Consider the following 11,070-nt stretch of genomic DNA (forward strand, 5'->3'; position numbering starts at 1 on the left):
GGGCGCGGCCAGCTGCGGGCGGGAAGATACTAGAAATACGCCGGCGTGCGCTGGGTGCTGGTGGGCTCGACGGGCGCGGACTTGATGTTGAGGAAGGCCGCGATCAGGGCGAAGATGAGCCCCGGCAGCGCGCACAACGGCCACAGCAGCATGAAGGACGTCAGCAGATCGCCTTCCCCGCCGCTGGTGACGTGGCCGGTTAGGAGCCCGTAGGAATAGACGGAGGCGTGGACCAGCCCGATCCCGGTGGTCAGAGCGCCGACCGAACAGAACGCGGCACTGAGAGGTTCCTTCGCGCTCCAGGTCAGCTGGGCGGCGCAGACCGCCATGCAGGCAGCGCCCAGCAGCACGGTGATTTCAAAGGGGACCGGTACAAACAGCAGGATGCCGACGACCATGCCGGTCAACAGCGCGATCAGGCAGACGCGGCGCAGGCGGGAGCCGGTGGAACCGGTGATCCCGGCCGGGTGTGGCCCGCGCAGCCGGCGGACGAGGCAGCCCACCAGGCCAAGGCAGACTGTCGGGGCGATGACCGCGAGGGGAAAAGACCACGCCACCTCGCGCAGGCCCGCCAACATGGATTCGTTCATGGTCTACCAGTCTAGGCAGGTCGCCCGCGGGGTTAAAGGAAAAATCGGGCTCCCCAACGCATTATGACCGCTCGCTCAGGAGGCTGACAGGTTACCCAGCAAAGTCTTTAGCTAGCTGTGCGTCTGGGCAGCGCGTGTGCCGTGTTGACCGGCGGGGTAGGATATCCGGTGATATGACTTCACCACTGAAATTTAACGTTGCTTCGCTGCTGGGCGCGTCCGCCGAGGGCCTGCCGACCCAGCGCAGCCAGACCGGTCCCGCCCCAGCGCGCATCGGCGGCGAAATGCTTGCCGTCCCAGAGGGCGAGGAGCTGACCGTGGACGCGACCCTGACCCCGCTGGGCGGGGGCGTGCTTGTCGATGCCGACGTGCGCGGCCTCCTGCACGGCGAGTGCTCCCGGTGCTTAAGCCCCCTGAACCCGCCGCTGGACATCCACGTCAGCCAGGTCTTCGCCGCCGACGACGATTTCATCACCGGCGATCCGGAATCCGAGGAGGAACAGGGCTCCGGCGACGAGATCGGCCAGGTCGAAGGCGACGAGGTGGATCTGCTGCAGCCGGTCATCGACGAGGTCGGCCTGAGTCTGCCTTTCGCCCCGGTCTGTGAGAACGGCTGCGATATCCAGACGCCGAAGGGCGTGACCACCGGGGTGTCCGGCGAGAAGGACCCGGACGACGAGAAGGTGGACCCGCGGTGGGCCGGGCTGGAGAAGTTCCTGTGAGCAAGAAAGCAAAGCTAGATCCGCTGGCCGCCTGGGCGGTCGCCTACGACGCGGTCGATCACACCCCGCTGCGCGAGAAGCTGCAGGTCAACCTCGACGACGAGCACCTGCGCCTGGCGCTGACGCACCGCTCGTTTGCCAACGAGAACGGCCACCTGCCCAACAACGAGCGCCTAGAGTTTCTGGGCGACGCCGTGCTGGGCCTGTCCGTGGCCGCGCAGCTCTACGAGCAGTACCCGTCCCGGCCCGAATCCGACATCTCCAAGATGCGCGCCTCCATCGTCTCGCGCTACGGCCTGGCCGATATCGCCCGCGAGATCGGCCTGGGCTCCTATATCCTGCTGGGCAAGGGCGAGCAGTCCTCCGGCGGGGCCAACAAGGAGTCGATCCTGGCCGATACCACCGAGGCGCTGCTGGGGGCCATCTACCGCCAGTTCGGCTTCGCGACCGCCCGCCGGGTGGTGCTGCGGCTGTTCCAGCATAAGATTGACACCGCCACCGTCGCCGGCCGGCACCTGGACTGGAAGACCACCCTGCAGGAGCTGTGCGCCGAGCTGCACGCGCCGATGCCCGTCTACGAGGCCAGCTCCACCGGCCCGGAACACGATCAGACCTTCACCGCGGTCGCCCTAGTCAACGGCCAGGAATTCGGCCGCGGCGAGGGGCATAACAAGAAGCTGGCGGAGCAGCAGGCCGCGCACCTGGCCTGCGACAAGCTGCGCGAGTCCCCGCGGCTGGTCGCCGGTACCGCGAACCCGGGTGCGGCGAGCGACTAGAGCCCAACAACACCGTGCCGGAATTACCAGAAGTTGAGGTGGTCCGCCGGGGGCTGGAGCCCTACGTGGTCGGGCGCACCTTCGAGGCCGTCGAGGTCCTGCACCCGCGCGCCACACGCGGCCAGGACGTGCCCTTAGGCGACCTGCTCGTCGGCGCCCGCGTGCGCGCGGTGGCTCGTCGCGGCAAATACATGTGGTTGGAGCTAGCCGGCGAGCCCCCCGACGACCCCGCCCGCAACGTGGTCTTTATCCACCTGGGCATGTCGGGGCAACTGCGCGTGGGACACAATGATTCCGCCCACGTGCGCATCCGCACGCAGCTTAGCGGCGGGGTGGAACTAGACTTCATCGATCAGCGCACCTTCGGCCGCTGGCACTACGGTCCCCTGGAGGCGATCGCGCACATCGCCCGGGACCCGCTCGATCCGGCCTTTGATATCGCGGCGGCCGCGCGCCGGATCACCGCGAAGAAGGTGCCGATAAAGACCGTCCTGCTGGATCAGACGGTGGTCTCGGGTATCGGCAATATCTACGCCGACGAGGCCCTGTGGCTGGCCGGCCTCGACCCCCGAAAGCGGGCGAGTACGCTGCGCCAGTACCGGGCCCGCGAGGTCATCGAGGCTGCCGCGACGGTCATGCGCACCGCGCTGGCCGCCGGCGGGACGAGTTTCGACTCGCTCTACGTCAACGTCAACGGTGAGTCCGGGTATTTTGCCCGGGATTTGAACGCCTACGGGCGGGCCGGGCTGCCTTGCCGCCGGTGCGGCAACCTGCTGCAACGGCGGGTGCTGGGTGGGCGCTCGACGCACTATTGCCCTCAGTGTCAGGCCTTCGAGTGATCTCCCATAGCGTGATCTAGGCTATGTTATTTACATGACTTTTCTCGAAAACATCGTTGGCGCAGGCAACGATTTTCTGTGGACCTGGGTGGTGCCGTGGCTGCTGATCGGCGCGGGCATCTTCTTCGGCATTCGCACGGTTTTGGTCCAGATCCGCATGGTGCCCGACATGTTCAAGGCCGTCGTCGAGCGGCCCAACGGCACCGGGCGCGATGAGGACGAGGACTACGGCGGCATCTCCGCTTTCAAGGCCTTTACCATCTCGGCCGCTTCCCGCGTGGGCACCGGCAATATCGCCGGCGTGGCCGTGGCTATCTCCCTGGGCGGTCCTGGCTCGGTGTTCTGGATGTGGATTATCGCCATCCTGGGCGGCGCGACGGCCTTCATCGAGTCCACGCTGGCGCAGCTGTGGAAGGTCCGTGACGGCGACGCCTACCGCGGCGGCCCGGCCTACTACATGAAGCGCGGCCTCGGCTGGGGCCCGCTGGGCGTTATCTTCTCCGTCGCCATCGCCTTTACCTTCGGCTTTGTCTACAACGCTTTCCAGACCAACGCCATCGCGGATTCCCTGTCGACCTCGATGGGCAACGACAGCTTCGCCTTCAAGGCCATCGTGGGCGTTATCATCGCGGCGATTTCCGGGCTTATCATCTTCGGCGGCGTCCAGCGCATCGCCAACATGACCCAGCTCATCGTGCCGTTCATGGCCGGCGCCTACCTCATCGTGGGCCTGTTCGTCGTGGTCACCAACCTCGATGCCGTCCCGGCCATGTTCGAGGCCATCATCGGGCACGCGCTCGGCTTCAAGGAGATTGCCGGCGCGGCCCTGGGTACCGCGATGATGCAGGGCATCCAGCGTGGCCTGTTCTCCAACGAGGCGGGCGAGGGTTCGGCCCCGAACGCGGCGGCGACCGCGACGGTTTCCCACCCGGTCAAGCAGGGCCTGGTCCAGACCCTGGGCGTCTACTTCGACACCCTGGTCGTGTGTACCATCACCGCGTTTATCATCCTGCTGGGCTCCGAGGTCAATTACGGCGAGGAAGCCGAGGGCGTGTCCCTGACGCAGACCGCGCTGTCGTCCGAGGTGGGCGACTGGGGCATCCACTTTGTGACCTTCATCCTGTTCTTCCTGGCGTTCTCTTCCATCCTGGGTAACTACTATTTGGCCGAGGCCAACGTCGAGTACCTGTCGCGCTCCAAGGTCGTGTTGGTGGTCTTCCGCCTGGTGGTCCTCTTCTTCGTCTGGTTCGGCGCGGTGGGCACGCTCCCGCTGGTCTTCTCGCTGGCCGATACCGGCGCCGGTACCATGGTCGTGCTCAACATCATCGCCATCGTCCCGCTGAGCGGCGTGGCCATCAAGCTGCTCAAGAACTACAACGAGCAGCGCCGCAAGGGCGTGGACCCGGTCTTCCACCGGGACATGCTGCCCGAGGTTAAAAACGTCGAATGCTGGGACGGCAGCGACCCGGTTACCCGCCGCAGCGTGGAGGATCGCCAGATCCTGCGCGACGATGCCGCCCCGGACAAGTCCTAGCCCGCGGCAAGGATTCAGTTAGCCCTCTAGCACCAGAAAGGTGACAGCACGAATGACCAAGCGCATGACCGCCTTCGTCCACGGCCACGTCCAAGGGGTGGGGTTTCGGTGGTGGACCCGTTCGCGGGCGCTGGAGCTCGGGCTGTCGGGGCACGCGACGAACCTGCGGGACGGGCGCGTCCAAGTCGTCGCGGAGGGGCCGGCCGCCGACTGCGCGCGGCTGCTCGAGCTGCTGCGGGAAGAGCCGTCAACGACGTCTCGCCCCGGCCGGGTGGATACTGTCGTGGAACAGTATTCCGACCCGCGGGGCGAGGAAGGCTTTATCGAGCGTTAAGAAATAACCGGGCGCCGGTGGATGGCCGCGGCTAGCGCGGCGGCCGGATCGTCGTGGACACGAGGTTCGGCGGCTCGGGGAGGGAATGGGTGACCTCCACGGCACGCTCCAGCAGCTCCTCTTTGTCCATGGCGAAATTCGTCTCCGCCCAGCACATGATGATGTTGAACAGGAGCCCGTTCCAGGTCACCCCGGCGATGGTGTCCTCGAATTCGTCGAGGTTCTTGTTGAGCTCTTCGAGGATGCGGTAGTGAGCGCCGGCGGAGATGGCCAGGGTCAGCTCCTCGCGGTACTGCCAGGTCTTGTCCAAGACCGCGGCCCAGTAGCTGCGCAGGGAATCGCGGGCCGAGGGGGTGGTGCCAATCTCGTCGAAGACGCGGTGGATGAACTGCTCCACTACTGAGTCTTTGGTGGGGAAGTGCCGGTAAAACGAGGAGCGCGAAATCTTCGCGGTCCGGATTATCTCGGAGGCCGTGATATCGGCAAACAGCTTGTCCTTGGCGAGGACTTTGACGGCCTGGAAAACTGCCCGACGGGTTTCTTGCTTGCTGCGCTCGTTGTGAGCACGCAAGACCCGGGCCTGAGGAGTGGTCACCTTGTTTTCAACTCAGCTTTCTGGGGTAGGGTTCAACCGGGGAAGTTGAACTGATGTTAAAGTTCTAATCCTAGAGCATGTTAATGAGGAATCTTAACTTTGTTCAGCAAAATTTTACCTCATATGTTAACACCGTTTGATGTTGGCCAAATTTATATTTGACCTTTGTTCTTCGCGGCGCTTAGCGGCCATTGGTGTGAAGCCTAGCGAAGCTAAGTTGTTAGACTTTATCCAATGCACCTGAAATCACTCACGCTCAAAGGGTTTAAGTCCTTTGCCTCGGCGACGACGCTCAAATTCGAGCCAGGGATCTGCGCCGTGGTGGGCCCGAACGGATCGGGCAAATCCAACGTGGTAGACGCCCTCGCGTGGGTAATGGGGGAAGGCAGCGCCAAGACGCTGCGCGGCGGCAAGATGCAGGACGTCATCTTCGCCGGCGCCGGGGACAAGAAGCCGCTCGGCCGCGCCGAGGTCACCCTGACCATCGACAACTCCGACGGGGCGCTGCCCATCGACTACCGCGAGGTCTCCGTGACCCGCCGCATGTTCCGCGACGGCGCCAGCGAGTATGAAATTAATGGCTCCAAGGCGCGCCTCATGGATATCCAGGAGCTGCTCTCAGACTCCGGCATTGGCCGCGAAATGCACATCATCGTCGGACAGGGCAAGCTCGCGGAAATCCTCGAGTCCCGGCCGGAGGAGCGCCGCTCCTATATTGAGGAAGCGGCCGGCGTCCTCAAACACCGCCGCCGCCGCGAGAAGGCCCAGCGCAAGCTCAACGGCATGCAGGCCAACCTCGACCGGCTGACCGACCTGACCGAGGAGCTGGGCAAACAGCTCAAGCCGCTTGCCCGCCAGGCCGAGGCCGCCCAGCGCGCAGCCACCGTCCAGGCGGACCTGCGCGACGCTCGCCTGGGGCTGGCCGGCGCCCGGATCGTTTCCTTGCGCGGCCAGCTCGACGATGCCCGCGCGGCCACCCAGCGCACAGCCGAGTCCCTGGCCACATCCCAGGCCGTGCTGGAGGAGACCACCGGCGCCCAGCTCGACCTCGAGACCGAGCTGGAAGAGGTTGCCCCCGCAGCGGAGGCGGCCCAGCAACTCTGGTTCGACCTGTCCAACCTGAGCGAGCGCATCGCCGCAACCCTGCGCATTGCTGCCGAACGCGCCCGCACCTCCGGCGAGGCCACCGCCTACCAGGGCCAAGACCCCGAAGAGCTGGAGGCGCGCGCCCGCCAGGCGGACGAAGACTACGAGATGCTGCTGGCTAGCGCCGAGGCCGCCGCCGAGGCCTTCGAAGAGGCCAAGGAGGAAGTCGCCGCCCGCCAGGAGGAATACGCCGCGGAGGAAAAGGAGCACCGCGCCCAGGTCCGCGCCCTGGCGGACCGCCGCGAAGGCGTGGTGCGCCTAGTTGCGCAGGAAGAATCCCAGACCAGCCGCGTGGAACAGGCCGAAGCCGAGCTCGCCCGCCAGGAGGCCACCTGCGAGTCCACCCGGGAACGCGTGAGCCAGGCCCGCCGCGAGGCCGACGACGTCGGCGACAAGCTCACCGCCCTGCAGGCCGAGCGCGAGCCCTTGGACGAGGCGCACGTGCGCGCCGCCAGCGAGTCCGACGCCGCCGACAAGCGCCTCGAGCAGCTGCGCGACGATCAGCGCGACCGCGACCGCGAGGTCTACACGCTGCGAGCGCAGATCGATACCCTCGCACAGACCGCCCCGCCGGCCGTCGAGCTCGGCGCGGACTTCTCGCCGCTGGCCGATCACGTCACCACTAAATATGACTCCGCCCTGGCCGCGGCCCTCGGAGCGTTCGCGGAAGCCCAGGCCGGACAGGTCGACGGGGACCTGCTCGAACAGCTCAGCGGCGCCGCCCGCACCGCCGTGGTTGATACCGAGGCCCCGGCCAGTTCCGGTTGGCGCCTGCAGGCGGAGCTGCCCGCCGGGACCAGCTGGCTGCTCGACGAGGTCGAGGTGGACCCCGCCGTCAGCGCCGGCCTGAACCGCCTGCTCGCCGACGTCGTGCTCGCCCCCACGGTGGATGCCGCCCGGGAGCTCGTCGCCGCCGATCCGCGCCTGCGGGCCGTGACCCCGGACGGCGTGCTCTGCGGCGAGGGCTGGTTGCAGGCCGGCACGGGCGCCTCCTCGACCGTGGAGGTTAGCGCCCAGATCGCCCAGGCGCGCCAGCGCCTGGAGGCCGCCCAGACCGCCGCCGAGGAGCTGTCCGGCACCCTGGAGGGCGCCAAGCAGGCAGCCGAGGAAGCGCGCGTCGCGGCGGCCTCGGCGACCGCGGCCCTGCAGGAACACGACGCCCAGATCGCGGCCTGGCAGCGCGACCACCAGCGCCTCCTCCAGCAGGTTGAGGCCAATACGAAGGAACACGAAAAAGCCGCCGCTCGCGCCACCGAGCTGGATGTCCAGCTCGATAAGGCCCGGGAGGAACTGGAGCAGACCCGCGACCGGCTCAGCCGCGTCGACGACGACGAGGCCACCGAGGAGCCGGACTCCGCGGCGCGCGATGCGGCATCGACCGCCCTGGAGCAGGCCAAAAACCGCCAGGTGGAGGCCCAGTACGCGGCCCGTTCGGCCCAGGAGAAGGTCTCCCAGGTCGCCGGCAAGGCGGATAACCTGCGCCGGCAGGCCGAAAACGAGCGCCTGGCCAAGCAGCGCCACGACAACGCCCAGGCCCGCCGCCGCGCCCAGGCCCGCCTGGCCGCCGCCGTGCAACGCCACGCCGAAGACCTCGCGGCCCGCGCCGCCGATGCCCTCGACCGTGCCACCGAGCGCCGCGACGAGCTGGTCAACCAGCGCAACGCGCTCAACACCCGGCTGGCCTCGGCCAAGCAGGCCGTCTCCTCCGCCAGGCAGCAGGCCGAAAGGTTCACCCAGCAGGCCCACGACGCGGAGGTCGCCCAGACCCAGGCGCAGGTCCGCGTCGACGAGGCCGAGGAGAAGGTCACCGAGCAGCTCGGCATCTCGATTGCTGATCTGCTGCGCGACTACACCCCGGGCCCCGAGTTCGATCAGGCCGCGGAGAAGAAACGCCTCAAGCAGGCGGAGAAGGACTTGAACTCGCTGGGCAAGGTCAACCCGCTGGCGCTGGAGGAGTACCGCGCGTTGGAGGAGCGCTACCGCTACCTGTCCACGCAGCTCGACGACGTCATCCAGGCCCGCCGCGACCTGGAAGGGGTCATCGAGGACGTCGACGCGCGCATCCTGCAGCTGTTCACCGACGCCTGGCGTGACGTGGAGGCGGAATTCCCGAAGGTCTTTTCCACGCTCTTCCCGGGAGGGGAGGGGCGCCTGGTGCTCACGGAGCCGGATTCCATGCTGACCACCGGCATCGAGGTCGAGGCCCGCCCGCCGGGCAAGAAGGTCAAGCGCCTGTCCTTGCTTTCCGGTGGGGAGAAGTCCCTGACCGCCCTGGCGATGCTGGTCGCCATCTTCCGCGCCCGCCCCTCGCCCTTCTACGTCATGGACGAGGTCGAGGCCGCCCTCGACGACGTCAACCTGCGCCGGCTCATCGCGCTGTTCGAGGAGTTGCGCAACGACTCGCAGCTCATCGTGATTACCCACCAGAAGCCGACGATGGACGTGGCCAACGTGCTCTACGGCGTGACCATGCGCGGCGACGGGATTACCCGCGTCATCTCGCAGCGCATGAATCCCGCCGGCACGGCTCCGGGCACCGAGCAGGCTGCTGACGATGCCGCCCGCCTCGGCGTCGATGCCTCCTCCCGGGGTTAAACCCCGGGCCCACCTCACTAGCGCGGCCGTTTGCTGGCACTATGGAAGGCATGGAATCTAACTTAGCGCTATGGATTGGCATTGCCGTCGTCGTCCTTATCGTCATCGCCCTAGTGGCGGTGGTCTTAGTAGGCAGGCGCCGCGGCGAGAGCAAGAAGGTGTCCTTCAACCAGGAAGACACCGAGCCGAAGGAACTGACCCAGCAGGAAAAATCCGGAAACTACCAGGCCAAGTCCGGCTTTAACTTCGCGGCCGGCAGCGAGCCCGAAAAGCAGCCGGCCGGCAACCCGAACGCCGCCGGCAACGCAAACGCCGCGGGCATGGCCGGCGTCTTCGCTTCTGCCCACGACGAGCCGGCCAAGGCCGAGCAGCCGGCTCCGGCCACCCCGGCAGAGCCCGCGCAGGCCGACAGCGAGAAGGTTGGCAGCGAGAAGGCTGCCAACGAGGATACCGAGCGGACCGAGAGCGTCGAGGACATCGCCGCCGCGGCCGTAGCCCGCGCGAAGTCTGACGAGCTCGCCGATGCCCCGCTCGCCTCCGAGGCCGACCGCGCCGAGGCCGCCGTTCCGACTGACAAGGCGCCGCAGGCTCCGAAGGCCGAGAAGGCTGAGAAGGCTCCGAAGGCCGAGCCGACCGAGGCAGGGGAGAAGACCGCCCCGGCCACGCAGACCGCGGATGCCGTCTCGGCCGAGCCGGTCGAGCCGGTCGAGCCGGTCGAACCCGCTGAGCAGGCTGAGCCGGCTGAGCCGGCCCAGCCGGAAGCCGCGGACCAGTCCGCCCAGGATGAGACCTCCACCGCGGAGGCCGAGGAAGCCGCCGCTGCCGCCGACGCGCAGACCAGCTCCGCGGAGCGCGCCCTCGAGGAGACCCCGGTGCCTACGCCGGCACCGGCCGCAGAAGAGGTTGAGCAGCCGCAGCCGGAGCCGGAGGCTGAGCCCGCAGCGGCGGAACCGCGCGAGGAGATCGCTCCGGCCGTCGGCCGCCTGGGTCGGATGCGCGGGCGCCTGTCGCGCTCCCAGAACGCCATCGGCCAGGGGCTGATGGGCATTCTGTCCGCCGGCGACCTGGACGACGACGCCTGGGAGGAAATCGAAGACACCCTGATCATGGCGGATCTGGGCACGAAGTCGACGCTGAAGGTGACGGAATCGCTGCGCGAGAAGATCGCCGAGCGCGGCGTCAGCAGCGAGGACGAGGCCCGCGCCATGCTGCGCGAGGCGCTCATCGAGGCCGGCCACGTGGAGATGGACCGCTCCATTAAGGCCATGCCGCACGACGGCAAGCCGGCCGTCGTCATGGTCGTCGGCGTCAACGGCACCGGCAAGACCACCACTACCGGCAAGCTGGCGCGCGTGCTGGTCTCCCTGGGCAAGAAGGTCCTGCTGGGCGCCGCGGATACCTTCCGTGCCGCGGCCGCGGACCAGCTCGAAACCTGGGGCAAGCGCGTGGGCGCGGAGACCGTGCGTGGCAAGGAGGGCGCGGACCCGGCATCGGTGGCTTTCGATGCCGTCGCCGCCGGCGTCGAAAACCAAGTCGACGTCGTCCTGGTCGACACCGCCGGCCGCCTGCACACCTCCACCGACCTGATGGACCAGCTGGGCAAGGTCAAGCGCGTGGTGGAAAAGAAGTCGCAGGTCGACGAGGTCCTGCTGGTCATCGACGCCACCGTCGGCCAGAACGGCCTGGTCCAGGCGCGCATCTTCCGCGAGGTCGTGGACATCACCGGCGTGGTGCTGACCAAGCTGGATGGTACCGCCAAGGGCGGCATCGTCTTCCAGGTGCAGGAAGAACTCGGCGTGCCCGTCAAGCTCGTCGGGCTGGGCGAGGGCTCGGACGACCTGGCGCCCTTCGAGGTCGAAAGCTTCGTCGACGCTCTATTGGGCAGCTAAGCGACCCGCCTTTCTATTCACCTTCGGCCCCCGGCTGCAACCGACAGCTG

General features: G+C 67.4%; 9 protein-coding genes. 7 read left to right on the forward strand and 2 right to left on the reverse strand.

Going from position 1 to position 11,070, the window contains the following annotated elements; translation table 11 throughout:
- Positions 1-29: 29 nt before the first annotated feature.
- Positions 30-590 (reverse strand): hypothetical protein, encoded by a 561-nt coding sequence (locus VVR85_RS00835; protein WP_368519082.1) that lies wholly within the window; start codon positions 588-590, stop codon positions 30-32.
- A gap of 173 nt (positions 591-763) precedes the next feature.
- On the opposite strand from VVR85_RS00835, the gene VVR85_RS00840 reads away from it, so the two are divergent.
- From VVR85_RS00840 to VVR85_RS00860, 5 genes are read left to right on the forward strand one after another with little or no spacing between them, the layout of a single operon-like run.
- Entirely contained in the window at positions 764-1,312 is a 549-nt protein-coding gene (locus tag VVR85_RS00840; RefSeq protein WP_368519083.1) for a DUF177 domain-containing protein, read from the forward strand.
- The gene (gene rnc, locus VVR85_RS00845) at positions 1,309-2,088 is read left to right on the forward strand and encodes a ribonuclease III (RefSeq protein ID WP_368519084.1); all 780 of its coding nucleotides are present in this window, start codon (positions 1,309-1,311) and stop codon (positions 2,086-2,088) included. Before VVR85_RS00840 ends, rnc begins: the two co-directional genes overlap by 4 nt.
- A gap of 14 nt (positions 2,089-2,102) precedes the next feature.
- Entirely contained in the window at positions 2,103-2,927 is an 825-nt protein-coding gene (gene mutM, locus VVR85_RS00850) for a bifunctional DNA-formamidopyrimidine glycosylase/DNA-(apurinic or apyrimidinic site) lyase (RefSeq protein WP_368519085.1), read from the forward strand.
- 34 nt (positions 2,928-2,961) lie between these two features.
- Entirely contained in the window at positions 2,962-4,461 is a 1,500-nt protein-coding gene (locus tag VVR85_RS00855; protein WP_368519086.1) for an alanine/glycine:cation symporter family protein, read from the forward strand.
- A 52-nt stretch (positions 4,462-4,513) separates the two neighbouring features.
- Entirely contained in the window at positions 4,514-4,795 is a 282-nt protein-coding gene (locus tag VVR85_RS00860) for an acylphosphatase (protein ID WP_368519087.1), read from the forward strand.
- 31 nt (positions 4,796-4,826) lie between these two features.
- On the opposite strand, the gene VVR85_RS00865 is transcribed toward VVR85_RS00860, so the two are convergent.
- Positions 4,827-5,390: a TetR/AcrR family transcriptional regulator gene (locus VVR85_RS00865; RefSeq protein WP_368519088.1), complete on the reverse strand. Its 564-nt coding sequence runs from the start codon at positions 5,388-5,390 to the stop codon at positions 4,827-4,829.
- Between the two features lie 234 nt (positions 5,391-5,624).
- Between VVR85_RS00865 and smc the strand changes: the two genes are divergently transcribed.
- The gene (gene smc, locus VVR85_RS00870; RefSeq protein ID WP_368519089.1) at positions 5,625-9,131 is read left to right on the forward strand and encodes a chromosome segregation protein SMC; all 3,507 of its coding nucleotides are present in this window, start codon (positions 5,625-5,627) and stop codon (positions 9,129-9,131) included.
- 50 nt (positions 9,132-9,181) lie between these two features.
- Positions 9,182-11,020 carry a signal recognition particle-docking protein FtsY gene (gene ftsY, locus VVR85_RS00875; protein WP_368519090.1) on the forward strand — a complete coding sequence of 613 codons (1,839 nt, stop codon included), beginning with the start codon at positions 9,182-9,184 and terminating at the stop codon, positions 11,018-11,020.
- Positions 11,021-11,070: the final 50 nt, after the last annotated feature.

The sequence above is a fragment of the Corynebacterium sp. LK2590 genome (assembly GCF_040946105.1).
In the GTDB taxonomy this organism is placed as follows: Bacteria; Actinomycetota; Actinomycetes; order Mycobacteriales; family Mycobacteriaceae; genus Corynebacterium.